We start from the raw sequence: 24,606 nt of genomic DNA, 5'->3' as shown, positions 1-24,606 counted from the left end.
CCTGGTCTCCCCGCTGGACCTGGTGGTCCGGCCGGCGGGCCCCGGGGAGACGGGGGCCCGCCGGCCGGGTCAACAGGGACCGAGGACCTGGCTGTCCGTCACCAGCCAGCGGCCGTCCCGCTGGGCCAGCGTGTAGTGCGCCAGCTGGTTGGGCCGGTCGACCAGCTGGCCCGGGTCCTGCTGCCCGGACGCGGCGTCGTACTGGAGCCATTTCCGGACGGCGACGCAGTCCTCCAGTGCGGCGGTCTGCGCCCGGACCTCGATCCCGCGCACCGTGTGGTCCACCGGGCCCTTGGCGACCAGGTTGCGGGTGCCGAGGGCCTGGAGGTTCTGCCGCAGCTGGGCCAGCTGGTTGCCGGCCGCGCGCTCCGGGAGACCGGCGCCGTCCGCGCCGGAACCGTCCTTGCCGGGGTTGGCGTTGGCCTGCAACAGGCTCTCCCAGTAGGCGAGGTAGTCCTTCCGGACGGTGTCCTGCTCGGCCGTCCACTTCGGCTGCCCGCCCGCGGCCGCGTCCTGGCCGGAGTCCTTGCCGCAGCCCGACGCCCCGGCGGCCACGAGGACGGCCGCGACGAGCGGCAGGGTCACCGCGCGCAGCCTGCGGGCCCGCGCCGGACCGGCCTGCGCCGGGCGGGTAGCTGCCGGGCCGGTCCCGGCCGGTCCGCCGGAGGTGGCCATCAGCCGCCCCCCAGCGTCTTCTTGACGACCGCCATCCGCTGGGCGGCGGCGTCCTTGACGGCCTGGAGCCCGGACTCGTTCCGCGCGATGAGCGCCTTCTGGTAGCCCTCCTCGACCGCGTACCAGGTGGCGAGCAGCTTGGCCTGCGTCTTGCAGCCCATGTCGGCGGTGGCGGTGTCCCGCTCCTTCTGGCCGACCGGGTCGGGCCAGGCGGCCGCGCTGGCGTCCACCGGGGTCTGGTACTGGTAGCCGAGCCCCTTCATGCAGCTGCTCCAGGCGTCCAGCGCGGCCCGGACCCGGGTGTCCTCACCGGTGAGGCTGTGCGCCTGCGCCCGCAGGTCGCCGACCAGGTCGCTCTTGGCCTCCGGGATCTTGGCGTCGGCGAGCTGCCGGTCCATCGCCGCGTGGCAGCCCCGGTCCGCCGTCGTGCCGGCGGTGGGCCCGCCGGGGCGCATGTCCCCGTTGAGTGCCTTGCCGTACTCGGGCGACTCGTTGGGCCGCCCCTCGGCGGTGACCACCGAGCCGCCCCCCGCGGACGGCGGCGGCCGGTGGTAGCCGGTCTGCTTGGCCGCGGCCAGCGAGAGGATGCCCAGCCGCTCGGAGTCGATCGGCGGGGGCGGCGGCTTCTGCCCGGCCGCCGCGGGCGTGTAGTCGAAGCCCTTGGCCTGCATGCAGGTCCGGGTCGCCTGCTCGCGGGCCTGGACGAACAGGAGGCTGTCGCCGGAGCTGATGCCGTAGCCGTCGAGCGGCAGGGCCACCGCGGCGCCGTCGGCCGGTTCGGTGAGGACGGCGGGGATGGCCGGCGCCGGGATCTTCTCGGTGGCCGAGCCGCCGTCCTTCGAGCTGCTGCTGCACGCCGCCGCCAGGAGCACCGCGCTCGCGGCCAGGCAGAGGCGGCCGAGTCGCGCACCACGGAACATGATCGGTCTCCGTCCTTACATCTCGTTCGTGTCCGGGCCCGGACGACCCGCCAGGGGCCACCGCGGGTGCTCGCCCCGCGGTGGCCCCTGGCTGCTACGCCCCTGTGCCGTTACCGACCGGGGGCGATCAGCAGTGGTACGTCGTGTTGTAGGCCCACATGTAGCTGTTGGCGCTGTAGTTGGTGGCCCAGTAGGACCCGTTCGCCAGGTAGTGGTCCTTGTAGGACCAGCCCGTGTTGCCGTTGATGTTCTGACCGGTCACGAAGCAGTAGATCCAGGCGGACTGGTCGGAGTAGCCGCGGCCCTGAAGCGTGCAGCTGGTGTTGGCGCAGGTGCGCAGGGCCACGCCGCCGTCGCGGGTGTCGTACCCGCCCCAGCTGCCGGCCGAGGCCACGCCCGCACCGGCACCGACGGCGCCGAGGCTCAGCAGTCCGGCGGCGGCCGCCGTCGCGATCTTCCGCATTGCTCCTCCTGATGGTTACGAGAGAATCCGCCGCCCTGGCCGGACGGCGGGTCGAACCTTTCAGGCGGACGGCTCCGCCGATCGAATTGCCCGTGATCAGCAGCCGTTCGCACGGCACTGATCCTGCCGGGCATTCAAGCACAGGAACAGGAAGCACCTCCAGAAGTTGACCGGAAGAGCGGACCGGACCGGCGAAAATTCGGGGAAACTTCCGGTGCAGTACCGGAATCCGGCTTCGCAGAATTCCGGGTGGGCGGAAATTCCGGACAGGGCGGGGCGATCCGTCCGCAACGAGGGTGCGCGGGGCCCGTGGCCGTCCGTGCGCCGGCGTTCCCGGCCGAGTCCCGGCAGCCCTCCCGCCGGGTCCGCGGGCCGGTCGTTCGTGGGCGCCAGCCCCGGCGTGATGCCGGATCGTCCTTCACTGACGGGTCATCATGCGGCAGAATCGGTCCGCCGGTACCATCGCCGGCACCCTGATCCCGCTCCGCCGCAGGCCCCCGCACCGAGGTGGCCGTCCGTGCGGTCGCACGTCCACGAGCCCCACCGGGCCCGGCGGGCGAGAGGCGGTCCGGCCGGCGAACGGTCGGCCTCCGGAGCGGTGGAGCACGGGCGCGTCCCGCGGGATCGCGGTGCAGAGTTGCGTACGTATGCCGTGTGGCGGGGTCGGACGGGGAATCCGGCCGACAGTTCGCGCGCGGTCACGGCAATTTTCACGGGGGAGTACGGGGGAACTTCTATGAGTCGAAGAGCGGATAAATTCGGGCCATTGCTGCGATTGGAGCGCAGGCGGGCGGCGTTGAGCCAGGAGGAACTCGCCGACCGCTCGGGGGTCACCGCCAGGGCGATTAGCAACCTGGAGCGCTGTTGTTGTCGCCCGAGGGGGCAGACCGTCCGAAGACTGGTCGAGGCGCTGGAATTGCCGGAATCCGAGGCCGCCGCACTGCACCGCGCGGCGCGCGGGGTCGAGGCCTCCGGCGGCTTGGCACCGGGGCTGGAGCCGGGGCTGGGACCGGGGCCGGAACCGGGGCCGCCGTCCTGGGGGGAACCGGAGGCCGGCCAGGGGGTGGCGCAGGGTGTGGAACCCTCGGCGGAGCCCGGCGTTCCCGTGGAGCCGGAGTCACCGGGGGAGCCGGCCCTTCGCCCTTTGACGGAGGCCGAGTTGAACCGGTTGCTGGCCGGCCTCGCCCTCCTGGACCCGGCCGCGACGGCGGATTCCGCCCGGCCGGTCGGCTTCGGCCGGCTGCTGCGGCTCCAGCGCCGGCGCGCCGGGCTGAGCCAGGAGGAACTGGCCGGCCGTTCGGGGCTGACCGCCCGCGCGATCAGCAACCTGGAACGCCACCGCAGCCGGCCTCGCGGACAGACCGTCCGGCGGCTGGTCGAGGCCCTGCAACTCCAGGGGGCGGAGGCCTCCGCCCTGCACGCCGCGGCCTCCGCGGCCGAGGCGTGCAGGGCCGCTGCCACGCCCGCCCCGCTCCCGGCCCGCCCGCCCGGCCGGCCCGGGCCCTCCTGGGCCGGGCCGCCCACGCGGCAGCCGCCGCCGTACGCGGACCCGACGCTCCCGGACGTGGCGGCCGCGCTGCGCCGGCTCCGCGTCGGCCTCGGCCGGTGGAGCGCGCCGGGCACGGGTGCGGGAACGGGAACGGGTGCGGGTGCGGGGGTGCCGGCGGGGCCGGTGGGGCCGGAGCCCGGGGTCGTGGAGCTGCCGGCCGACGCCCTGGCCGGTCTGCGGCCCGCGCTGCGGCTGGCCACGACCGTGATGCTGGCCCGCCCCGAGCTGTACCGCGACACCATCTCCGAGTGCCTGAACCTGCTCTACGGCCTGACCGAGGCCACTCCGTGACGTGACGTGATGTGACGTCACGTCACGTCAGGTTGCGGTGGCGCGTGGTGAGAGCTCTGCTCCGCTGCAGCCAAGGGAGTTCGCGCCGCACACGCCGACCCGCACCACCTCGCACCGCCCGCACCGGGCCCAAGCACCCTGCCCGGGCACGGCTTCGGCCCGGTGGCGCTCCCGGGGATTCCCCGGGAGCGCCACCGGGCCTGACGGGCCTCGGCCGCAGCCCCGCCCGCCGTGTCAGCCGAGGCGGCGGGTGAGCGTGGCCCGGGAGCGGGTGAACAGGCCGGTGAGCAGCCCCGCGAGGAGCGGGACGGCCAGCGCGGTGAGCGCGATCTCGCCCCAGGGGACGACGACCGGGTTGGTCGCGCCCGGGTAGTCGATGGCCCGGGTCCTGAGCAGGGCGAGTGCCGGCACGAACCCGTTGACGGTGCCGAGCGCCGCGCCCAGGACGGCGATCACCGCGCACTGCACGCCGGAGAGTCGGCGGCGGATCCCCGGCGGTGCCCCGATGGCGGCCAGGGTGGCCTGGTCGCGCCGGGAGTCGGCGGCGGCGAGGCCGGTGGCGATGCAGGCAGCGCCGAGGACGACCAGCGCGGCGAAGCCGGTGAGGGCGAGGGTGGGCAGGTCGCCCTTGGGCTGGAAGCCGCGTTCGACGCTGAGCTGGGCCATCGGCGCGAGCCGGTCGGTGGTGGCCTCCGCGCGCTGCTGCGACCGGTGGTCGGGTGCGGCAGCGGGCAGCCAGACCGCGCCGACGGGCTTGACGGTCACGCCCTGGCCCAGGCCCTCGACCGTCCTGGCGCCGACGACGCCGGCCCCGTAGCGGGCGGCCGCCGGGTCGTCGACCAGGACGGCGCCGACAGCGATCTCCTTGATGTCCTGCCCCGGGGTGGAGCCCGGCTGGGGGGCGCTGGTGAACCCGCCGGTGAGCTGGAGCAGCACCTTGCCGTCGTGGATCCGGGAGGCGTCGAAGACGACGGCCTTGCCCGCGGCGAGCGCCTGGTCGGCGGCCGGGTCGCGGAGGTCGAAGGCGTTGTGCAGGACGGCCGCGTCGCCGACGACGAGGGTGTTGAGGCCGGGGACGCCGCCCACCCGGGGGACGCCGCCCTTGACGGTCACCTCGCTGGAGCAGCCCTGGCACCAGGAGTAGAACGCCTGGGAGAGGTCGGCCCGTTCGCCGAGGCCGGGCATGTCCTGTTCGACGGCCGACCGCAGCCGGGGGAGCTGCGGGTCGCCGGAGGTGACGGCGAGGGTGACGGCGTTGACCGGGGTGTGCGGGCGGTAGGTCTCGCGGTCCCGCGCCTCGGTGCTGGCGGTGTAGAGCCCGACGGCCACCGAGCCGGCGACGGCGGCCATGACGGCGGCGATGGCCGGGGCGGTGCGCCCGCGGTGGCGGGCGGAGTCGCGCAGGGCCAGCCGGCCGCTGAGCGGCAGGACGCGGGCGAGCCGGCCGCAGAGCGAGACCAGCAGCGGGGTGAGGGCGAGCAGGCCGAGTTCTGCGGTGACCGAGCCGGCCAGCACCATCAGGGTCATCCGGTCGAGGCCGGCGAAGACGGCGATGCCGCGGCCGGTGCCGTCGTTGGTGCCCACGGCGAGGAGCGCGGTGGCCGCACCGGTGATGAAGAGCACGGCGCCGAGGGCGGTGGTCCGGCGGCTCGGCGGCTTGACGGTGTCGCGGCCGGTGAGCCCGGCGGTGACGCTCTGCCGGGCGGCCTGGAGGGCCGGCAGTGCGGCGGCGAGCAGCGCGGTGACCAGGCCGACGAGGCCGATCGCCGCGAGGTCGGTGGCCCGGAGGCCGAAGTGGCCGAACCGGTTGCCGGCGGTCTCCTCGATCCACGGCCGGAGTACGGCGACCAGGCCGGTGCCGCCGAGGACACCGACGGCCGCGCCGGCCACACCGAGCACCAGGCCGCCGCCGAGGACGACGGCCGCGACGTGCCCGCGGTCGCCGCCGCCGGCCGCGAGCAGGGCCAGCTGCCGACGGGAGCGGCGGGCGCCGACGGCGAAGGCGGGCCCGGCGAGCAGGGCCACTTCGAGCAGGGCCATGCCGGCGACGGTGGCCGCCACCACGGCGGCGTTCTTCCGGGGGGAGTCGTCGAGGCTGAACCTCTGGGGGCGGTACGACAGTTCCGCGTCGGCGGGCGGGTGGAGCACGGCGGTGCGCGCGGTGGCGGTGAACCCGTACTGGTTGAGCCGCTGGACGCCGGCCCAGTCGAGCGGCTTGCCCGCCTCGGCCTTGACCAGCCAGGACGCCTTCGTCGTGGCCTGTTCGGAGAGCCCGGTCGGGGCCTTGGCGGCGGGGGCCAGGGCCGTGAGCGGCTCGACGACCTCGCCGGGGCGGCCGACGAACTCGACCTTGCCGAGGTCACCGGGGTGCTCCACCACGCCGGTCAGGGTGAACGGCGTCTTCTCCAGCCCCTTGAGGGTGGTGGTCGAGCCGATGCCCAGCCCGGACTCGTCGAGGAAGGCCCGGGTGACGGCGGCCTCGTGCGGGGCGTTCGGCGCGCGGCCCTCGACCAGGGTGATCCGGCCCTTCCAGGCGGGGTCGGTGAGGTCGGCCTCGGCGGTGTCGGTCTGGAGCAGGCCGTGCCGGGACGCGGCGCTCGTGGTGGGCCCGGGGCCGGCCGGCAGCAGGGTGGCGCCGGGCAGCAGTTCCCTGAGCAGGTCGGCGGGGACGGTGCCGGCGCCGCGGGCCTGCTCCGGCGTCGGGGCCTGGCCCTCCCGGGGAGCGACGGCGTAGGCGCCGTCGTCGGCGAACGGGAGCTGGTGCACGGTACTGCCGGGGGCGTAGGCGGTGAGGTACGCGTCGGCCCCGCCGAGCAGCCGTTCGGCCCGTTCGGCCGGGGTGAGCTGGCCGCTGCGGTGGACGATGTCGGCGCCGGTGACGCCGAGGACGGGCAGCGCGATCATGGCGACGACGAGGGCGCTGCGGCCCTTGGCGCGCAGGGCGTCGCGGCGGGCGATGCGCAGGGTGGCCCCGAGTGAGCGCAGCTTCATCGGGTGGCCTCGATCCCCTCGTGCCGGTGGGCGCGGCCGTGGCGGGCGGCGGTCTGCACCAGCGAGTCGGCGTTGCGGCCGAAGCTCTCGTCCACGATCCGGCCGTCGCTGAGGAAGACGACGCGGTCGGCCCAGGTGGCGTGGCGGGGTTCGTGGGTGACCATCATGGCGGCGGCGCCGGCGTCGCAGCGGGCGCGCAGGACGGTGAGGACGGCCTCGCCGGTGGTGGAGTCGAGGGCGCCGGTGGGCTCGTCGGCGAGGACGAGGCGGCGGTCGCCGATCAGGGCGCGGGCGATGGCGACGCGCTGCTGCTGGCCGCCGGACATGTCGTCGGGGAAGCGGTCGGCGAGGGATGCCCATCTCCTCCAGTGCGGCGACGGCCCTGCGCCGGGTCGTCCGCCCTGCGGCGCCGTCGAGTTCGAGAGGCAGGGCGATGTTCTCGGCGGCGGTGAGCGCCGGGATGAGGTTGTAGTCCTGGAAGACGTAGCCGACCGAGCGGCGGCGGACTTCGGCGAGCCTCTTGCGGCTGAGCCCGCCGAGGGCGACGCCCTCGACCAGGACCTGACCCCCGGTCGGGCTGTCCAGGCCGCCCGCGAGGGAGAGCAGGGTGGACTTGCCGGAGCCGGACGGGCCCATCACGGCGACGAACTCGCCGGGGTGGACCTTCAGGTCGACCCCGCGCAGTGCCTGTACCTCGGCGGCGCCCCGGCCGTGGACCCGGGTGACGTGGTCGAGGTGGAGCACGGGCGTGTTGGCGCTCCTGCTGGGACTGGTCTGAGGCATGGGTGTTCCTCCTCTGGAGGTGGCACGGCGCTTCTGATGCGTGGCGCGGTGGTGTGGCACGGCGATGTGGCACGGAGTGGTGCGCACGCCGACGTGACACGCCGACGTGGCGCGGTGGTGTGTGGCACGGCGAGGTGGCACGGCGGTGTGGCGCGGCGCCCGGCCGTGGACCGGGTGCGACGGCGGAAGGACCGTGGACCGGCGGGCGGGGTTCGCCGTGGCCGGGTCGGACCTGCATACCCAGTATGTATACCGCACCTGCCAGGGAAAAGTATATGCAGTCCGCCGACATATCAATCGGGGGGTCCGCCGCGGACGTCGTGCGCCTACGCTGGCCGGGCCCGGTACAGCTGAGGAAAGGTTGATCGACATGGCGGACGTGACGGCCCATCACACCGAGCCCGGCCGGGCCCCGCGCGCGGAGCTGGGCGTGATCGGCGGCTCCGGCCTGTACGCGCTGCTCGACGACGTCACCGAGGTCGCCGTCGACACCCCGTACGGCCCGCCCAGCGACTCGCTGTTCCTCGGCGACGTGGCCGGTCGCACCGTCGCCTTCCTGCCCCGGCACGGCCGCGGCCACCGGATCCCCCCGCACCGGATCAACTACCGCGCCAACCTCTGGGCGCTGCACGCCCTCGGCGTCCGGCAGGTGATCGGGCCCTGCGCGGCCGGCGGGCTGCGCCCCGAGTACGGCCCCGGCACGCTGCTCGTCCCGGACCAGTTCGTCGACCGCATCTCGGGCCGTGCGCAGACGTTCTACGACGGTCTCCCGCTGCCCGACGGCTCGCTGCCCGAGGTGGTCCACGTCCCGATGGCCGACCCGTACTGCCCCGTCGGCCGGAACGCCGCCCTGGCGGCCGCCCGCGGCGCCGCCTGGGAGCCGGTCGACGGCGGCACCCTGGTGGTGATCGAGGGCCCGCGCTTCTCCACCCGCGCCGAGTCCCGCTGGTTCACCGCCAACGGCTGGTCGGTGGTCGGCATGACCGGCCACCCGGAGGCCGCCCTCGCCCGCGAACTCGGCCTCTGCTACACCTCGATGGCCCTGGTCACCGACCTCGACGCGGGGGTGGAGAGCGGCGAGGGCGTCACCCACGCCGAGGTGCTGGAGGTCTTCGGGCGCAACGTGGACCGGCTGCGCACCGTGCTGTTCAAGGTGCTGGAGGGCCTGCCCGCCACCCGGGACTGCATCTGCTCGCACACCCTGGACGGCCTCACGACGGGCCTGCCCGGCGTCTGACGCCCGCCACTGCGGGCACGCCGACCTGCTGCGCGAGTGCGTCGACGGAAGGGTCGGCCGGTGAGGCCCGCCGCTCGCCGAGTTTGTATCCGGCGGGTATCAGGTAGCGCTCGGCCGGCCGTCGATCCGGTGCGCCGCGGCCGCGGCGGAGGGGCCCGGGCGGGGCACCGCCCCGGCCTGCCCGGGTCGTTGTCGACCAGGCTGACCTGGGGGTTTGCGGGTGGGGGAGGGGTGCGGGCGGGGCCGCGGGCCCCTTCGGGTGGCCAGGCCACCGTGCCCGGTGTCTGCCGTATCGTTCCTTTCGCGCCGCCGGTCGCGTGCCAGTCGTGCGGCCGGGCGGCGCCCCACCCGAACGGTCCGAACAGGAGCACCCTGCCCGTGTCCTCGTCCGCCCCGGCCGGGGCCGCCCCACGCCCCGTCCGCGTCCTGCTGGTGGAGGACGACGACCTGATGCGCCACTCCTTCACCGTCGCCCTGGAACGCTACGGCTACGAGATGCGGGCCGCGGCCGACGGGCTCACCGGGCTCGAACACTTCCGGGACGAGCCCTTCGACCTGCTGATCCTGGACGTGATGCTCCCCGGGCTGGACGGGATCGGACTCTGCCGCAGGGTCCGGGAGACCAGTCTGGTGCCCGTGCTGATGATGTCCGCGCGCGGCGACGGCCTCGACGTCGTCGCCGGGCTGGAGGCCGGGGCGGACGACTACGTGGTCAAGCCCGTGGACACCTACGTGCTCGTGGCCCGCATCCGCTCGCTGCTGCGGCGGGCGACCTACGCACCCGCCCCCGTACCCGGGCAGGCCCCGGACGGGCCGCCGCCGTCCCCGCAGGAGGTGCTCGTCTTCGGGGAACTGGTCATCGACACCGCCGGCATGGAGGTGTCCCTCGCCGGAAGCCCCGTGGCGCTGACCCCGACCGAACTGAAGCTGCTGCTGGAGTTCGCCGCCCACCCGGGCGTCGTGCTGGAGCGGCACACCCTGCTGCGCGACGTTTGGGAGTACGGCTGGGACGGCGACAGCCGGGTCGTGGACCTGTGCGTGCAGCGGCTGCGCAGGAAACTGGGCCGCGAGTGGATCGAGACGGTCCGCGGCTTCGGCTACAAGTTCAGGCGCTGACACCGGTGCGAACGTTCCGTCGGCTGCGGCCGGTCCGCGCCTCCCTGCGCTGGAAGATCGCCGCGCTGGCCGCGGTCACGGCCTGCCTGGTCGCGGCCGCGGTGGGCGCGCTGGTCCACCTGTGGACCGCGCACGACATCCGGGACCGGGCCGAGGCCCAGGCGTTCAACACCGTGTACTCGGCCATGGACGTCTACCGGCGCACCGGGGCGCTGGCCGACGGTGCCGAGCTCGACCCGGCCGCGCTGCCGGCCCCGCTGCACCACCCCGCCGACGGCGACCGGCACACGGCCTACGACGGAAGCGTCGAGGGGAACCTGGGGCCGAGCTTCTGGGCCGCCCAGCGGACCGGCGGCCCGGGCAGCCCGGTGCTGGCCGTCCGGGTCAACATGAGTCCGGAGCTCTACGGGCTGCACCGGCTCGACGTGACCATGACCGTCGCCTCGCTGGCCGCACTCGCGGCCGCCGTGCCGCTGGCGGTCTACGGGGCCGGACTGGTCGCCCGCCGGCTGCGGCGGGTCTCCGAGACCGCGGCCCGGATCAGCGCCGGGGACCTCGACGCCCGCACCGGGCCCACCGAGGGCCACGACGAGGTGGCCGACATCGCCGCCACCGTCGACCTCATGGCCGACAGCCTCGGCCGGCGCCTGCACGCCGAACGCCGGTTCACCGCGGACGTGGCCCACGAGTTGCGCACCCCCGTCGGCGGTCTGCTGGCCGCCGCCGACCTGCTGCCGCCCGGTGAGACGGAGGACCTGCTCCGGGCCCGGGTCCGTGATCTGCGCGGCCTGGTCGAGGACCTGCTGGAGATCTCCCGCCTGGACGCCGGGGCCGAGCAGCCCGTCCGCGCCCGGGTGCCGCTCGGTGCCGTGGTCGCCGAGGCCGTGGCACGGACGGGCCCCGCCACCGAGGTCACCGTCGTGACGGCGGCGGAGGCGGAGACCCCGGAGGCCGCGGAAGCGGCGGAGGCCGCCGACGCACGGGGCGGCCCACGAGGCGGCGCACGGGACGCCACGACCGTGGAGACCGACCCGCGCCGCCTGGAACGGATCGTCGGCAACCTCGTGATCAACGCCCACCGGCACGGGGCGGCCCCGGTGCGGGTCACCGTCGACGGCCCCACGGTCGTCGTGCGCGACCACGGCCCCGGCTTCCCGGCGGACCTGCTGCTGCACGGCCCGCGCCGCTTCCACACCGGCGCCACCGGGCGCGGCACCGGCCACGGCCTGGGCCTCACCATCGCCCTGGGACAGGCCCGGCTGCTCGGCGCCGAGCTGCGACTGGACAACGCCCCGGACGGCGGCGCCGTCGCCACCCTGCGCCTGCCGGCCTGACCGACCGCCTGACCGACCGCCGGCGGCGCCCCGGGCCCACCGGCCGTCCCCCTACAGAACTGCTACGAAGCGGCGCGGACGCCGATACACGCCGGCCCAGGCCCCGACACGTTCCCCGGACACCCTTCGAAGTGCACCTTTCCGCACCCGAAGAGGAGTCCCCGTGCTCACCGACCCCCTTGCCCCGTACACGCCGCACACGGCGCCCGGGATCGCCGCCGCCACCACGGACCTGACCAAGGTCTACGGCAGCGGCGACACCCGGGTGGTGGCCCTGGACCGGGTCACCATCGGCTTCCGGGAGGGCGAGTTCACCGCGATCATGGGCCCCTCCGGCTGCGGCAAGTCGACCCTGATGCACTGCGCCGCCGGCCTCGACTCGCCCACCTCCGGCTCCGTGCGCATCGGCACCACCGAGCTGGGCACGCTGGGCGACCGGCAGCTGACCCAGCTGCGCCGTGACCGGGTCGGCTTCGTCTTCCAGGCGTTCAACCTGCTGCCGACCCTGACGGCGCTGGAGAACATCACGCTGCCGCTGGCCATCGCCGGACGCCGCCCCGACCGGCAGTGGCTGGACCGCGTGGTCTCGATGGTCGGCCTCTCGCAGCGCCTCGACCACCGGCCCGCCCAGCTGTCCGGCGGGCAGCAGCAGCGCGTCGCGGTCGCCCGCGCCCTGGCCTCGCGGCCCGCGATCGTCTTCGGCGACGAGCCGACCGGCAACCTCGACTCCCGCGCCGGGGCCGAGGTCCTGGGGTTCCTGCGCGACTCGGTGCGCGAGCTGGGCCGGACCGTGGTGATGGTCACCCACGACCCCGTCGCCGCCGGGTTCGCCGACCGCGTGGTCTTCCTCTCCGACGGCCGCCTGGTCGACGAGATGACGCGCCCCACGCCGGACCGGGTCCTCGACGTCATGCTGCGCCTCTCCGGGGGGAGTTCCGAGGCCGCCGCCTGCACCGACTGAGCCGCGCGGAGCGCCCCGCAGCCCCTCCCGGACCTCACGCCCGGACCTCACCTCACTCCCGGACCTCCCTCCGCGGATCCACCCTCCGGACCTCCTCGAAAGCCGCCCATGCTGAGAACAGCCCTGCGCAACGTCCTGGCGCACAAGGCCCGTCTGGTCATGACCGTCCTCGCGGTCTGCCTCGGTGTCGCGTTCGTCTGCGGCACCCTCGTCTTCGCGGACTCGACCGCCGCGGCCTACCGCGCCGCGGCGTCGAGAAGTTTCGCCGACGTCGCGGTCACCGTGACGGCGAAGGCGCCCCCGCCGGGCGCGGCCGCCGACCAGCGGGGCGGCGCGCTCGACAACGCGCTCGACGACGCGCTCGTACGGAAACTGGCCGCCGTGCCCGGCGTCGCCGCCGTGCGGCCCTCCGCCGACGGCCAGGCCGCCCTGAACGCGGCGGACGGCAGCCCGTTGCGCGTCAGGGCCGGGGCGAACCCCGCCGCCGCCTACCTGCCCGGCAAGGACGGCAAGGACGCCCGCCACCCCCTGGTCGAGGGCCGCGCCCCGTCCGGCGGCGACGAGATCGCCGTGGACAGCGGCACCGCCGCCGCCGGCCACTACCGCATCGGCGACACGATCACCCTGGCCACCGACGGCCCGGCCATGACCAAGCGGCTCACCGGCATCGTCACCACCGAGGACACCCGCGTCACCGCGGCCGGCACCCTCACGCTCTTCGACAAGGCCACCGCCCAGCAGCTGTTCGCCACCCCCGGCCACTACACCGCGATCGACCTCTCCGCCACGCCCGGCACCGACCAGTACGCGCTCGCCCGCCGGGTCACCGACCTGCTCCCGGCCGGCCGGGCCGAGGCCACCACCGGTGCGGCGCAGGCCGCCCAGCAGGCCGTCTACGTCGACACCCTGACCCGCGGTTACCGGAAGACGCCGATGGTCTTCGCCGGGGTGTCGCTCTTCATCGGCTCGTTCCTGGTCGTCAACACCTTCACCATGCTCGTGACCCGGCGCACCCGCGAGATCGCGCTGCTGCGGGCGATCGGCGCCTCCCGCCGCCAGGTGGTGCGCTCCGTCCTCGCCGAGGCCTTCCTGGTCGGCCTCGCCTCCTCGGCGGCCGGCTTCCTGTTCGGCCTCGGCATCGCCTCCGTCCTGCCGGACGTCCTGGGCGCCGACGGCGACGCCCTGCCCCACGGCCCCCTGGTCATCGGTGCCCGGCCGGTCGCGGCAGCGCTGTTCGTCGGGGTCGGCGTGACCGTGCTCGCCGCCTGGCTGCCCTCCCGCAGGGCGGCGAAGGTCGCGCCGATCGAGGCGCTGCGGACCGCCCAGCAGCCGGCGACCGGCCGGTTCCGCACCCGCGCCGCGGCCGGTCTGGGCCTGCTCGCCGCCAGCGTCGGCCTGCTGGTCCCGCTCACGGGGGCGAAGGACGCCTCCGAGGAGAACCTGCGGAGCGCGATGCTCGGCTGCGGCGCCCTCGTCGTCGCCCTGACCGTGCTGGCGCCGATCCTCGCCGTCCCGGTGATCCGGCTGACCGGGCGGCCGGCCGGGCGCATGGGCATCACCGGCCACCTCGCCCGCCAGAACGCGCTGCGCGACCCCCGGCGCACCGCCGCCACCGCCGCCACCCTGCTGATCAGCACCGCACTGGTCACCGGCCTCGCCGTCATCGGCGAATCCACCGGGCGGGCCCTCGACCGCCAGGCCGCAGCCGGCCTCGGCGCCGACTACGTGATCAGCACCGGCACCACCACGACCGGCATCGACCCGGCCGCGGTGCAGCGGGTGGCCGCCACCCCCGGCGTGCGGACGGCGAGCGCCGTCGCGGACTCCGCCCTGTTCATCGGCGGCGGCGTCCGGGACGTCTCCGGCGTCGACCCCGGCACCGTGGACGACGTCATGAGGCTCGACTTCGTCAGCGGCTCCGCCAAGGACCTCGGGCCCGGCCGGATCGCCCTCTCCAGCACCGTCGCCCGGGAGAACGGCGTGACCACCGGCGGCCGGGTCAGCGCCCGCCTCGGCTGGGAGCAGGACTTCGCCGGGTACACGGTGGTCGGCGTCTACCGGGACAACCCGACCGCGCACGACGCGCTCGGCGCCCGCGGCGACGTCCAGCGCAGCGCCTTCAAGCCCGGCTCCGTCCAGCGGGTCCTCGTCCGCACCGAACCCGGTGCGGTCTCCGCGGCCACCCGGGACCGTTTGCGCGGTGCCGTCGGCAACAACCCGCTGGTCAAGGTGCAGGACCGGCCCGAGCTCGTCCACGAGGCCGCGGGCGCGATGGGCAACCTGCTGACCCTGATGTACGGGCTGCTCGCCATCGGCGTCGTGATCGCCGCGCTCGGCATCGCGAACACCCTGGCCATGTCGGTCGCCGAACGCACCCGCGAGATCGGCGTCCTGCGCGCCGTCGGCATGGACCGCGCCGGCATCCGGCGGATGATCCGGCTGGAGGCGGTGATGGTCGCCGCGTTCGGCACCCTCCTGGGCCTGGCCGGCGGACTGGCCGGAGCCTGGGCGGTCGGCGCGCTCGCCAACGGTGCGATGAAGCAGTACGCGCTGGTGCTGCCCTGGGGGACGCTGCTCCTCGTGTGCGCGCTCTCCCTCGCGGTCGGCGCGACCGCCGCCGCCGTCCCGGCCCGCCGGGCGGCCGCGCTGAGCCCGCTGGAGGCCGTCGCGGAGGCGTGACGCCCGGCCGGAGGCCCCCGTGCAGCCCCGCCGTCCCCCCGGCGGGGCTGCAGGGGCGTCAGAGCCCGCGCTCGATCGTGTCGACGGGGAGCTGTCCGTCCGCGAGGCCCGGTGACACCGGAACAGGGGCCGCCTCCTACGCTTGCGGCGTCGACGAGGGAGGACAGTGGAGCCCACCACAGCGGTGCCGGAGCGCAGGCTCGGGCCGTATCCGTTGAACGAGGACGGAATCGCGTCCCTGCTGGCGCGCTACGAGTTCGGTGACTCCTGCCTCCGTCGCGTCATCCTCGACCAGGAGTACGGTGCCCGGGCGGCACGAGGACGGCTCGTCAGGCTCGTGATCGACGCCAGGGTCGTCAGCGACGAGCTGCGTTGGGAGCCCGTGTGCCTGGACCTCGTGGACGTGCAGCGGTTTCGCATCGACGAGAGCGTCGCGTTCAGCTGGGTCCTCTACGACCCGCCGCAATTCACGCACTTCGACGGACTGTTGCAGGTGGATCTCTGCGCCGAACGCTTCGGTGCCGGGCGGCCCGCGAGTGCCGAGGAGGTCTTCGAAGGGTCGGAACTCGTCTTCGCGGCGGCCGGCGGCACCTGGAGCGCCCTGCAACCGTGGGCCCGGTGAGACGGCGCTTCGCGAGGGCCGCGGCCGCCCCCGCCCGCTGCCGCCCGAAGGCGCCGAACGCGTAGTCACACGCGTGCTCGAACGCGCACTCAGAAGCCAGGACGGGACGAGCCGTTGGAGTTCGTGATCACCGTTCCGCCGATCACTTTGATGACATAAGCTGCCGAACGGCGACGCGATCCGCACGGTGAGCCGGGAGCACGATGGCACGGGAGTCGATGACACACCGACGAGACGCCGGTCCGCCGGGGGCCGCTGCCGACGGGACGGCAGAGTCCCGGGCCGGCAACCCCTGGGACTCGACGCTGTCGTCCGAGGAGTTCGCGGCGGTCAAGGGCGTCGGGTTCGATCCGGTCGGACAAGTTCTGGGCACGGCCGTCTTCACCATCGGGTACACCGGCGTCTGGGGCTGTCCCGGCGCGTGGTCGGCCGAAGACGGCGTGAAGGCGCCGTCCTCGGCGTGGGAGTCGTCCTTCGCGCCGTTGGTGAGGACGCTGTACGGGGCGCGCAGGCTGGCGCTGGCCCGCGCGGTCGCCGAGTGCCGCGCGCTCGGCGGCGACGGGATCGTCGGGGTGAAGCTGCGGATCGAGGCGTTCCCGGCGGGGGGTCTGGAGTTCACCGCGTGGGGCACCGCCGTCCGGGCCCGCTCGCGAATCCGGCCACACCTGCCCTTCACGTCGCACCTGGGCGGCCAGGACTTCGCCAAGCTCATCCACACCGGATGGGTTCCCACCGGACTCGCCTTCGGCATCGCCCTCGCGATCCGGCACGACGACTGGCGCACCTCCCGCCGGATCCGGTGGACGGCCGGGAACCAGGAGGTCGACGGCTACACCCAGCTGATCAACCACGTCCGCCACGAAGCCCGGAACCAGCTGGCCCTCGACGCCGCGAAGCACGGCGGCGACGGGGTGGTGGTGGACGAGGTGGAGTTGACGGTGAGCGAGAGCGAGTGCCCCGGGTTCGGGTACTCGCGCGACCTCAGCGCGGAGGCGGTCCTCATCGGCACCTCCATCGCCCGGTTCGGCCGCTCCGGGCGGCCCGCCGGGCCCAGGCCACTGACCATCATGAGACTGGAGCGCGAGCGCTGACATGACCGAGCGAACGGGGCGGGACTTGACCGGGGGAGCCGCGCAGCCGGCTGCGGAGGGCGTACCCGAGGACGCGATGCGGCGGCTTGCGCAGCTCCGGCCGGGGGAGAAGGGCTCGCTCTTCACCTCGGACCTGACGGTGAACGAGTTCCTGCTGGTGCGCGAGGCCGGCTTCCGCCCGCTCGGCCTGGTCCTCGGCTCCTCGGTCTACCACGTCGGCATCCAGCTCGGCCGGTGGTCGAAGAACCAGGAACTGACCAAGCTGTCACAGGCCATGTACCACGCGCGCGAGCTGGCGATGGGCCGGATGGAGGCGGAGGCGAGCGCCCTGGGGGCGGACGGGATCGTGGGGGTGCGGCTGGACATCGAGTTCAAGGAGTTCGGCTCGGACATCGCCGAGTTCATCGCGGTCGGCACGGCGGTCAAGGCGGACGGCGCGGACCCGGGCCCGGGCGGGACCTGGCTCAACAACAAGGGCAAGCCGTTCACCTCGGACCTGTCCGGTCAGGACTTCTGGACGCTGATCCGGGCCGGATACGCACCGCTGGACATGGTCATGGGGTCCTGCGTCTACCACGTGGCGCACCAGGGCTTCACCCAGGCACTGGGCAACGCGGGTCGCAACGTCGAGGTCGAGCAGTTCACCCAGGCGCTCTACGACGCACGCGAGCTGGCGATGAGCCGCATGCAGGCGGAGGGGAAGGCCCTGGAGGCCGAGGGGATCGTGGCGGTCCAGCTGCGGCAGCACTCGCACACCTGGGGGTCGCACACCACCGAGTTCTTCGCCATCGGGACGGCGGTGCGCCCGCTTCGCGACGACCACGTCATCGACCGGCCGACCATGGTGCTGAGCCTCGATGCCTGAGACCGAAGTGGAACTGCTGGCCGCGGCGCTGCGCCGGGACAGCGCGGACCTGAACCTCTACGCCGAAGTGCTGTCGGCGAACCTCGCGGACTCGTTGCCGCCCGGCGCCGTACGGGTCAAGCGCAGGCGTTCCGTCACGGACCGGATGGCCGGGCGCGAGGGATCGGTCACCGAACTGGACGTCGCGCTCGGGGAGCAGCGGCTCTCGCTGCGGATGGACCGGGGGCGGGTGTCCGGGGAGATCTGCCACGAGGTGCGGGGCATCGTGCTCTCGCGGCGCCAGGTGGGCCTGGACGAGTGGATCGACGCCCTGGCCCGGTCGCTGGCCGAGGTCGCGGCCTCGAACGCCCGTGCCCGCGAGGCCATCGAGCGCTTCCTGGTCTGACCGGTCCGGCCGGTCTGACCGCCGCCGACCCCCGCGTCCGGGGGCCGGCCGTCGCCGCCGGCCGAAGGCGGCCGGGCCGGTGTTGTGGCAGCACCAACTCGGTGCGCCACCGGCGCGGTGGAGCCACGAGGGCGCCGCCAACGCCTGGCAGCCCTGAAGTCGGCAGCTCGATCAACCCGGCGGCCTCCCCGGCCACGGCATCAGGTGAGTCGCGGGGCGACCTCGGCTGCAACCCACTCCATCGCCTCTCCGACATGCTCAGCCGCGACAGGCAGCCACAGGGTGCAAGCGGAAAGCCCTGCCTCGGCGAGCTCCCTGAGGTCGGCGGCGACGCTCGCCGCGGTGGGTGCAGCGCCACCGAGTGGTCGTCCCGGTGGCGCAACCACCGCGGGGATGCCGGGCGGAGTGAGGAACGCGGCTGAAGCGAGCGTCAGGCGGTCGGCGTTCCCCGTGTCGCCGGCGAGGCCGTGCAGGCGGCGCCGGACGTCGCCGACCTCCCCGGCGTCGGCGCCGGTGCCGTACCAACCGTCGCCGAACCGCAGCGCACGGCGCAGGGCGGCGTCGCTGTGGCCGCCGACCCACACGGGCGGACCGCCGGCGGTGACCGGAGGCACTCCCAGGCGCGCCCCGTGCAGTGTCGTGAACGGCCCCTCGAAGTCTGCGGGGCGCCTGGTCCACAGGGCCTTGGCGGCGGCGAGGTGGTCGTCGGTCCGCGCACCACGTTCACGGGCGGGTACGCCGACGGCAGCGAACTCGTCCGGGTTCCAGCCGGTGCCGACGCCCAGGACCAGGCGGCCGCCGGAGACGACGTCCAGAGTGGCCGCTTGGTTGGCGAGCACCAGCGCCGGGTAGTACGGCGCGACGAGTACGGACGTCAGCAGCCGCAGACGCGTCGTCGCCCCTGCGACGGCCGACAGCAGAACAAGCGGATCCGTGTCGAGGCCGAACCCGCTGTCCAGGAGGCGATTGCCGACCGCGACGTGATCGAAGCCCAGGTCTTCGGCGTGGCGGGCGGCGTGGAGCACGCCGGCTCCGTCGTCAAGCGGCCAGCGCGGTTGAAGGGAGACGCCGAGGCGCAGCGGGGGCATGAGGTTGCCTTTCGGTGGCAGTCCGGTGGCGACACGACGACCACCCGTCCGCCCTGTCGCCACACCCAACCCCGCACCGCCTCCGTTTCATCCCGGCCGGGACGCAGCGGATCACCGGATGAACCGAGGATGCCCCGGCCTTCAGGCCGGGGAGGAATCCGGCTTCCCGCGTAGCGGGTCGGAGGTAGCCGTATCGCCGTCAAGGCGATACGGCGTATCGGAAGAGGCGGAGCCGCGAGCGACCTCCAGCAGGTGGACGATCTGTGAGTTGAGAGACCTCCGCTCACGCTTGGCCTGGGAGGTCAGCCAGGTGTGGGTGTCGGTGGGGAGTCGTAGCGTGATGCGCGCTTCTTGATTCATGCCTCAATCCTATTGCTAGGATGACACCATGACGACACCACAGATTGTGGGGGAGACCGGCCACGCCCGGTACACCTACCGCCTGCGCGTGTCGTCCACCGCGCTCGCAGCCCTTGAAGCCGAATGGGGCCGGTGCCGGTGGATCTGGAACGAGTGTGTCCACCAGTCCCGTAAGGCCGGCGTGTTCAACCGGACCTGCCCCGACGGCGCGGCCAAGGTAACGTGCGGCCCGGCTCAGCTCGACAAGATGCTGACCGAGGCCCGTGCCGCCATGTCATGGCTGCGCGATGGCGCGTCGGTTCCCCAGCAGCAGATCATCCGGGACTTCGCCAAGTCTCGCGCGAAGGCGTTGAAGGACATCAAGGCGAAGCTGCCCCCGCGTCGGCGCTCCGGTATGCCGAAGCCGAAGAATAAGCGTGAGGCTCTGCCGAGCCTGAACTACACGCAGCGCGGCTTCCGATTCAAGGACGGCCGCCTGCACCTGGCGGGCGGCATCGCGCTGACAGTGGTGTGGTCGCGCGACCTTCCGTCCGTGCCGTCGAGCGTGCGCGTGTACCGGGACGCGGTAGGGCACTGGTGGGCGTCGTTCGTCGTCGCCGCCACCACCGAAGTGCTGCCCGCGACCGGACGTGTGATCGGCATCGACTGGGGCGTCAAGGAGACTGCGACCACCACCAGTGACGCGCATGACCTCCCGCACCCCGAACACGGCAGGAACGCCGCCGCGGCGCTGGCCAAGTACCAGCGGCGCATGGCCCGGCGCAGGCCCCCGAAGGGCAAGTCCGCATCCAAGGGCTACCGCCGGGCGCAGCGCCAGGCGGCGAAGCTGCACTGCAAGGTCGCCGACCAGCGCCAGGACACCGCCCGCAAGTGGGCCAAGGCCGTGGTCCGCGACCACGACGCGATAGCCGTCGAAGACTTCAAGCCGAAGTTCCTCGCCAAGACCACCATGGCCAGGAAAGCCGCCGACGCCGCCATCGGCGTGACCAAGCGCGCCCTGATCGAGATGGGCCGCAAGCACGGACGAGACGTCCGGCTCGTACACCCCGCGCACACCACGATGGACTGCGCGCACTGCATGACGAGAGCCAAGCATGCACTGCCGCTGGGAATGCGCACCTACACCTGCACCGCGTGCGGAGTCTCCTCCCCCAGGGACAAGAACTCCGCACACGTGATGGTCATCCGGGCTGGACTCGTACCCGGCTGACGTTGAGGGCGTCAGGCGCGGTGGTCCGCAGGGCCACCATGCAGCCCGAGTCAGAAATCCCCCAGACGAAGGCGGAATCCCCCGCCCTCAGGCGGGGGAGCAGTCAATTCGAAACACGGCCTACTGGTCGTGCTTGGGCCAGACGGGGCCCTGATCGGTCCAGATGACACCCTTGTTGCGGCAGAGGCAGAAGGGGTGGCCAATGGGGTCGGTGTAGACGCGGAAGCCGTAGCCGTCGGGTTCGATGCAGTCCCGCTGCAGGGTCGCGCCGAGAGCAAGGACGCGGTGCTGCTCGGCCTCGATGTCGTCGACCTCGAAGTCGAGGTGGAACTGCTTGGGGTGCTCGCTGTCGGGCCACTGCGGGGCGCGGTAGTCCTCCACCTGGATGAAGGCCAGTTCGATCCCGCCGAACTGGATGCCGGCCCAGTGCTCGTTACTGCTCTCCTTGACCGGGAGCCCCGTCACCTCGGAGTAGAAGGCTGCCAGCTTCATCGTGTCCGGGCAGTCGATAATGAAGTCGGTGAGTCGTAGCATCCCGCGATCTTGCCACAGGGCCACCTGGGCCGGACTTTGGGACAGGCCCTGACTGGCGCGGCATCAGGCGACGTCCGCCCTGGGCCACGACGTCGCGTAGCCGTTCGTCGGCGTCTGTTCCGCCGGATCACGCTGCCCTGCTCCCTGCGGCCGGCGTGGTCGGTGCCGTCGAGGGCGTAGCGGCGCAGGGCGTAGCCGCGCAGAGCGGTGAACAACAGGGCGAACGTTGCCTGATGGGCACTAGCGGGCGGGGATGCCGCGGAGGAGGAAGGGGAGGTGGGCGCCGCGGGCGAGGGCGGTGAGGGCCTGGGTGACGCGGCGGTGCTGTCCGGTGGTCATGACGTCGGCGAGGCGGGTGTCGGGGACCCAGTGCAGGCCGAGGACGTGGTCGGGCGGTCGGTGGCGGGTGAGGGTGGTCTCCTGGGCGCGGGTGAGGCGGCCGCCCCAGTAGACGAAGTGAACAGCCTCGGGGAGGAGTTGTTCGTCGGTGTGGTCGGCGGCGAGGAGGGTGCGCAGGGGGAGGACGAGGCCGGTCTGGGTCTCGGTGTGGCGGCGGGCGGCGAGGTGGGGGAGTTCGTTGCGTTCGGCGCTGCCGCCGGGGAGGGTGTGGCCGTTGCGGAGGGTGGTTTCGAGGAGGAGGACGGCGCCGTCGGAGTTGAGGACGAGCGCCTGGTGGTCGAGCCGGCGGCGGGGCGGGTTGGTGAGGATGTCGGGGAGGGGGTACAGCACGTCGGGCTCCGAGGGGAGGGGTCGGGTGTGGCCGGCAGGAGGGAGTAGCAGGTGGGGAGGCCGACGGTCAGGCCGGTGGCGAGGATCAGGCCGAAGACGAGAAGGCGCGGGGCCAGGGGCCCGTCGCGGATCAGTCGGCAGGCGAGTGCGGCGGTGCCGCTGCTGAGGGCGGGCACGGCGAGGACCGTCGTCAGGAGCCTGAGGGTTGGGCTCACGCGACGTCGTGCGCGCGGGGCCTGCCGGGGTGCTGGACGGTGACGTCGTGAGGGTGGTCGAGCCGCTGGACGTGTTCGGGTTTGGTGGTCCACTCGCAGCCGCCGCCGACGGGCCGGAGGTAGGCGAGGCCGGCGAGGGTTTCCATGTGGACGCCCTCGGCGGGCTCCCCGTCGGCGGTCCGGTGGGCGAGGTCGCGGACGATTTCGCCGACCTTGGGCGTGTAGACGGGCATGCGGGGGCAGCTGGACACGTTGGCTCCGATGGTAGCTCTGGGTTCCGGATCTCTTACCCGGTGTAGCCATGGTGACCCCACTGGCCTACGATGGCCAGGGGTCTAACCTTGAACGTTCCGTCTGGTTAAATGGGGGCAACGACCATGAAGCACAGCGAATCTGACGCAAGCTCATCAGCACTCGTCCGCTTCGGTGCGGAACTTCGCAGGTCGCGCCGGGCCATGCGATGGTCGCAGACCGAGCTCGGGCGGCGGATGGGTTACTCCAACGCGATGGTGTCGTACGTCGAAAGAGCGAAGAAGGCCGTAACTTCTAACTTCGCGGTTAAAGCCGATGAGGTGTTCGAAACCGGTGGGACCTTCCATGAACTCTGGTGCCGGTACTCGAAGGCCAGCCTGCTGGAGGGCTTCCCGGAGTTCGCGGACGCAGAGGCGCGGTGCCGGCGTCTGCGCGAGTTCGCGTTGACGATCGTCACCGGGTTGTTCCAGGTGCCCGGGTATGCCGAGGCGCTGGCGTACGCGGCCGTCGAGCGCGGGGCGATCACGCAGTCCGCGGCGGAGCAGCGAGTGGAGTTCCTGGCTGCGCGTCAGCGCGTGCTCGACAGGAAGAAGCCTCCGCTGATCCATGCCGTGCTGGACGAAAGCTGCCTGGTCCGGCCCATCGGCGGACAGGCCGTCATGCTCGAACAGTTGGAACACATCGCGGACTTGGCGGCCCGGCCGAACGTCACCCTCCAGGTGGCGCCGTTCCATCTGGGGGAGAACCTGCCGTTCAAAATGCCGGTGACCCTGCTGGATCTCCCTGATGGCACGGTCGTCGGTTACGCCGAATCACATGCTCGCGGTCATCTCGAACGAGCCCGCGAAACGGTCGTGGCCTGGGAGAGAGAGTACGATCAACTGGTGGTGGAAGCGCTGCCCAAGGCGGCCTCCCTGGCACTGATCCACAAGGCTCGGAAGGAGCTAGCCCCATGAACTCTGACCTGTCCGGCGCGTCCTGGGCCAAGTCGTCGTACTCCGACAACGGTGGTCAGTGCGTGGAGGTCTCCGCGAGCTTCCCGGGTGCCGTCCCCGTCCGCGACTCCAAGGATCCCGAGGGCCCCGCACTCGTCTTCCCCCGCGCCGCCTGGCAGTCGTTCGTCGCCGGCGTCCAGGCCGGCGAGTTCGGCGCTGTCTGACCCGGCCCGCACGTGAGGACCCCCGACCGGCTGCCGGGCGGGGGTCCTCACGTGCGGGCGGGGCGGGGCACCGACGCGAGATGGTGATCCCGCCCAGGGGAGTTGCGAGTTGCCGGGAGATGATCGTCTCGCGCCCGCACGCCCATCCGCACCGGAGTTCACGCGGCGGACGGCCGGCCCTCGGGCCTCATCCGGCTCCGGTCACGATCCGGCGGGCAGGAGCGCGGCGATCTCACCCAGGACCCGGGCCGCCGGTGCCGGGTCGACCAGCCACTTCAGGTGGCTGCTGGTGAGCGTGCGGACGTCGTACGGGTTCTTCGGCGTCAGCGCGTCGCCCTCGCGGATCATCCGGTCCTGCATGGTGAGCGGCACGCTGGTGTCCTCGGTCAGCCGGACGTACGACCTGGGGATCCGCCCCCAGGTGTCGGCCTGCGCCCGGTCGTCGGAGGTGCCGGCGTCGAGGTTCTCGTCGGGCTGGAGGGTGTTGAGGAAGACCAACAACTCCTCGTCCGTCCCGTCGGCGAGGAAGGCCGCCTTGAAGGCCGCGAGGACGCCGGGGTCGGCGGTGCGGAAGTTGGAGCGCAGCAGCCCGAGCTCGGCGGGGTTCGCGACCATCGCCGAGGCCAGCCCCGCGGCGTCGACCGTGGCCATCTCGGGCTCGGCGTAGTAGGCGCCGACGTCGAGGGTGACGGGGCACCAGGAGGAGACGTAGACGATGTGGTCGATCAGGTCGGGCCGCCGGTTGGCCGCGACCGTGGCCGTGATGCCGCCGCGGCTGTGCGAGACGAGGACGACCGGCCCGTTCCGCTTGGCCCGCTCCAGTATCCCGATGAGGTGCGCGGCGTTGTCGGCGAGCGTCACGCCCTTGATGGCCCCGGGCTCGGTGGCGAGCCCGCCGAGGTCCTGCGGCGCCTGGTAGGCCCGGGGGTACGTCGCGGCGAACCCGTGCCCCGGCAGGTCGACGGCGACCGAGCGGTGGCCGAGGAGGCCGAGTTCGGCCTGGAGCGGCGCGAAGGAGAAGGAGTTCGCGAAGGCTCCGTGGACCAGTACGAACGTCGGTTGCATCTGCACTCACTTTCTGCGGCGTGGAGCCGGCG

General features: G+C 73.5%; 23 protein-coding genes and 1 pseudogene. 13 read left to right on the top strand and 11 right to left on the bottom strand.

All coding sequences use genetic code 11. The annotated features are described in order from the left end of the window. Nucleotides 1-69: 69 nt before the first annotated feature. The 3 genes from C2142_RS33505 to C2142_RS33495 all read right to left on the bottom strand — a co-directional run bounded on the left by C2142_RS33505 (nt 70) and on the right by C2142_RS33495 (nt 2,058). Nucleotides 70-675, bottom strand: a complete 606-nt coding sequence (locus C2142_RS33505) for a hypothetical protein (protein ID WP_148646554.1) — start codon at nt 673-675, stop codon at nt 70-72. Then, nucleotides 675-1,595 carry a hypothetical protein gene (locus C2142_RS33500; RefSeq protein ID WP_148646553.1) on the bottom strand — a complete coding sequence of 307 codons (921 nt, stop codon included), beginning with the start codon at nt 1,593-1,595 and terminating at the stop codon, nt 675-677. The genes C2142_RS33505 and C2142_RS33500 overlap by 1 nt, the downstream gene beginning before the upstream one ends. 127 nt (nt 1,596-1,722) lie before the next feature. Next, nucleotides 1,723-2,058 (bottom strand): hypothetical protein, encoded by a 336-nt coding sequence (locus C2142_RS33495; RefSeq protein ID WP_148646552.1) that lies wholly within the window; start codon nt 2,056-2,058, stop codon nt 1,723-1,725. Between the two features lie 1,159 nt (nt 2,059-3,217). On the opposite strand from C2142_RS33495, the gene C2142_RS40750 reads away from it, so the two are divergent. Then, nucleotides 3,218-3,898, top strand: a complete 681-nt coding sequence (locus C2142_RS40750; protein WP_241002926.1) for a helix-turn-helix transcriptional regulator — start codon at nt 3,218-3,220, stop codon at nt 3,896-3,898. Nucleotides 3,899-4,132: 234 nt separating this feature from the next. Here the strand turns inward: C2142_RS40750 and C2142_RS33485 are convergent, their stop codons facing one another. After that, the gene (locus C2142_RS33485) at nt 4,133-6,889 is read right to left on the bottom strand and encodes an FtsX-like permease family protein (protein ID WP_148646550.1); all 2,757 of its coding nucleotides are present in this window, start codon (nt 6,887-6,889) and stop codon (nt 4,133-4,135) included. Next, a pseudogene (locus C2142_RS33480) lies at nt 6,886-7,672 on the bottom strand (ABC transporter ATP-binding protein). The gene C2142_RS33485 and the pseudogene C2142_RS33480 overlap by 4 nt, the downstream one beginning before the upstream one ends. A 370-nt stretch (nt 7,673-8,042) precedes the next feature. Between C2142_RS33480 and C2142_RS33475 the strand changes: the two are divergent. The 9 genes from C2142_RS33475 (at nt 8,043) to C2142_RS33430 (ending at nt 17,962) form a co-directional block, all read left to right on the top strand. After that, nucleotides 8,043-8,909 (top strand): S-methyl-5'-thioadenosine phosphorylase, encoded by an 867-nt coding sequence (locus tag C2142_RS33475; protein ID WP_148646549.1) that lies wholly within the window; start codon nt 8,043-8,045, stop codon nt 8,907-8,909. A gap of 378 nt (nt 8,910-9,287) precedes the next feature. Beyond that, entirely contained in the window at nt 9,288-10,025 is a 738-nt protein-coding gene (gene cseB / locus C2142_RS33465; RefSeq protein ID WP_148646548.1) for a two-component system response regulator CseB, read from the top strand. A 5-nt stretch (nt 10,026-10,030) separates the two neighbouring features. Then, nucleotides 10,031-11,359 carry a HAMP domain-containing sensor histidine kinase gene (locus C2142_RS33460; protein ID WP_148646547.1) on the top strand — a complete coding sequence of 443 codons (1,329 nt, stop codon included), beginning with the start codon at nt 10,031-10,033 and terminating at the stop codon, nt 11,357-11,359. 163 nt (nt 11,360-11,522) lie between these two features. Next, nucleotides 11,523-12,320, top strand: coding sequence for an ABC transporter ATP-binding protein (locus tag C2142_RS33455; protein WP_148646546.1), 798 nt, complete (start codon nt 11,523-11,525; stop codon nt 12,318-12,320). Nucleotides 12,321-12,428: 108 nt separating this feature from the next. Continuing rightward, nucleotides 12,429-14,999, top strand: coding sequence for an FtsX-like permease family protein (locus C2142_RS33450; protein ID WP_148646545.1), 2,571 nt, complete (start codon nt 12,429-12,431; stop codon nt 14,997-14,999). Nucleotides 15,000-15,165: 166 nt separating this feature from the next. Continuing rightward, entirely contained in the window at nt 15,166-15,621 is a 456-nt protein-coding gene (locus C2142_RS33445; RefSeq protein ID WP_148646544.1) for a hypothetical protein, read from the top strand. A gap of 218 nt (nt 15,622-15,839) precedes the next feature. Then, nucleotides 15,840-16,712 carry a heavy metal-binding domain-containing protein gene (locus C2142_RS33440; RefSeq protein ID WP_162002615.1) on the top strand — a complete coding sequence of 291 codons (873 nt, stop codon included), beginning with the start codon at nt 15,840-15,842 and terminating at the stop codon, nt 16,710-16,712. 1 nt (nt 16,713) lies between these two features. After that, nucleotides 16,714-17,577: a heavy metal-binding domain-containing protein gene (locus C2142_RS33435; protein WP_206671070.1), complete on the top strand. Its 864-nt coding sequence runs from the start codon at nt 16,714-16,716 to the stop codon at nt 17,575-17,577. Continuing rightward, entirely contained in the window at nt 17,570-17,962 is a 393-nt protein-coding gene (locus C2142_RS33430; RefSeq protein WP_148646542.1) for a hypothetical protein, read from the top strand. The genes C2142_RS33435 and C2142_RS33430 overlap by 8 nt, the downstream gene beginning before the upstream one ends. Before the next feature lie 200 nt (nt 17,963-18,162). Here the strand turns inward: C2142_RS33430 and C2142_RS33425 are convergent, their stop codons facing one another. Then, entirely contained in the window at nt 18,163-18,987 is an 825-nt protein-coding gene (locus C2142_RS33425; protein WP_241002925.1) for a TIGR03619 family F420-dependent LLM class oxidoreductase, read from the bottom strand. Nucleotides 18,988-19,191: 204 nt separating this feature from the next. Continuing rightward, nucleotides 19,192-19,410: a hypothetical protein gene (locus C2142_RS33420; RefSeq protein ID WP_148646540.1), complete on the bottom strand. Its 219-nt coding sequence runs from the start codon at nt 19,408-19,410 to the stop codon at nt 19,192-19,194. 28 nt (nt 19,411-19,438) lie between these two features. On the opposite strand from C2142_RS33420, the gene C2142_RS33415 reads away from it, so the two are divergent. Continuing rightward, on the top strand, nt 19,439-20,620 hold the full coding sequence (locus tag C2142_RS33415; RefSeq protein ID WP_148646539.1) for an RNA-guided endonuclease TnpB family protein: 1,182 nt from the start codon (nt 19,439-19,441) through the stop codon (nt 20,618-20,620). Between the two features lie 120 nt (nt 20,621-20,740). On the opposite strand, the gene C2142_RS33410 is transcribed toward C2142_RS33415, so the two are convergent. The 3 genes from C2142_RS33410 to C2142_RS33400 all read right to left on the bottom strand — a co-directional run bounded on the left by C2142_RS33410 (nt 20,741) and on the right by C2142_RS33400 (nt 22,349). Continuing rightward, complete coding sequence (locus C2142_RS33410) at nt 20,741-21,154, bottom strand: VOC family protein (RefSeq protein WP_148646538.1); 414 nt, start codon at nt 21,152-21,154, stop codon at nt 20,741-20,743. A 240-nt stretch (nt 21,155-21,394) separates the two neighbouring features. Beyond that, nucleotides 21,395-21,883, bottom strand: a complete 489-nt coding sequence (locus C2142_RS33405; RefSeq protein WP_162002614.1) for an NUDIX hydrolase — start codon at nt 21,881-21,883, stop codon at nt 21,395-21,397. 211 nt (nt 21,884-22,094) lie between these two features. Then, the gene (locus tag C2142_RS33400) at nt 22,095-22,349 is read right to left on the bottom strand and encodes a hypothetical protein (protein ID WP_162002613.1); all 255 of its coding nucleotides are present in this window, start codon (nt 22,347-22,349) and stop codon (nt 22,095-22,097) included. A gap of 126 nt (nt 22,350-22,475) precedes the next feature. Here C2142_RS33400 and C2142_RS33395 point away from each other — a divergent pair, with 126 nt between their 5' ends. Together C2142_RS33395 and C2142_RS33390 are read left to right on the top strand one after the other, a co-directional pair. Beyond that, nucleotides 22,476-23,306 carry a helix-turn-helix transcriptional regulator gene (locus tag C2142_RS33395; protein WP_162002612.1) on the top strand — a complete coding sequence of 277 codons (831 nt, stop codon included), beginning with the start codon at nt 22,476-22,478 and terminating at the stop codon, nt 23,304-23,306. Next, nucleotides 23,303-23,509, top strand: coding sequence for a DUF397 domain-containing protein (locus C2142_RS33390; RefSeq protein ID WP_148646535.1), 207 nt, complete (start codon nt 23,303-23,305; stop codon nt 23,507-23,509). The genes C2142_RS33395 and C2142_RS33390 overlap by 4 nt, the downstream gene beginning before the upstream one ends. Nucleotides 23,510-23,710: 201 nt before the next feature. Here the strand turns inward: C2142_RS33390 and C2142_RS33385 are convergent, their stop codons facing one another. Beyond that, the gene (locus tag C2142_RS33385) at nt 23,711-24,574 is read right to left on the bottom strand and encodes an alpha/beta hydrolase (RefSeq protein WP_148646534.1); all 864 of its coding nucleotides are present in this window, start codon (nt 24,572-24,574) and stop codon (nt 23,711-23,713) included. Nucleotides 24,575-24,606: the final 32 nt, after the last annotated feature.

Source organism: Streptomyces sp. CB01881, assembly GCF_002953255.1.
Taxonomy (GTDB): domain Bacteria; phylum Actinomycetota; class Actinomycetes; order Streptomycetales; family Streptomycetaceae; genus Kitasatospora.
The sequence above is the reverse complement of the archived record's forward strand: the minus strand, read 5'-3'. Positions and strand labels throughout refer to the sequence as shown.

Coding starts and splice junctions, on each gene's coding strand:
- C2142_RS33505 (WP_148646554.1), bottom strand. CDS start 675: ATGGCCACCTCCGGCGGACCGGCCGGGACCGGCCCGGCAGCTACCCGC.
- C2142_RS33500 (WP_148646553.1), bottom strand. CDS start 1,595: ATGTTCCGTGGTGCGCGACTCGGCCGCCTCTGCCTGGCCGCGAGCGCG.
- C2142_RS33495 (WP_148646552.1), bottom strand. CDS start 2,058: ATGCGGAAGATCGCGACGGCGGCCGCCGCCGGACTGCTGAGCCTCGGC.
- C2142_RS33485 (WP_148646550.1), bottom strand. CDS start 6,889: ATGAAGCTGCGCTCACTCGGGGCCACCCTGCGCATCGCCCGCCGCGAC.
- C2142_RS33475 (WP_148646549.1), top strand. CDS start 8,043: ATGGCGGACGTGACGGCCCATCACACCGAGCCCGGCCGGGCCCCGCGC.
- C2142_RS33450 (WP_148646545.1), top strand. CDS start 12,429: ATGCTGAGAACAGCCCTGCGCAACGTCCTGGCGCACAAGGCCCGTCTG.
- C2142_RS33440 (WP_162002615.1), top strand. CDS start 15,840: ATGACACACCGACGAGACGCCGGTCCGCCGGGGGCCGCTGCCGACGGG.
- C2142_RS33435 (WP_206671070.1), top strand. CDS start 16,714: ATGACCGAGCGAACGGGGCGGGACTTGACCGGGGGAGCCGCGCAGCCG.
- C2142_RS33430 (WP_148646542.1), top strand. CDS start 17,570: ATGCCTGAGACCGAAGTGGAACTGCTGGCCGCGGCGCTGCGCCGGGAC.
- C2142_RS33420 (WP_148646540.1), bottom strand. CDS start 19,410: ATGAATCAAGAAGCGCGCATCACGCTACGACTCCCCACCGACACCCAC.
- C2142_RS33415 (WP_148646539.1), top strand. CDS start 19,439: ATGACGACACCACAGATTGTGGGGGAGACCGGCCACGCCCGGTACACC.
- C2142_RS33410 (WP_148646538.1), bottom strand. CDS start 21,154: ATGCTACGACTCACCGACTTCATTATCGACTGCCCGGACACGATGAAG.
- C2142_RS33395 (WP_162002612.1), top strand. CDS start 22,476: ATGAAGCACAGCGAATCTGACGCAAGCTCATCAGCACTCGTCCGCTTC.
- C2142_RS33390 (WP_148646535.1), top strand. CDS start 23,303: ATGAACTCTGACCTGTCCGGCGCGTCCTGGGCCAAGTCGTCGTACTCC.
- C2142_RS33385 (WP_148646534.1), bottom strand. CDS start 24,574: ATGCAACCGACGTTCGTACTGGTCCACGGAGCCTTCGCGAACTCCTTC.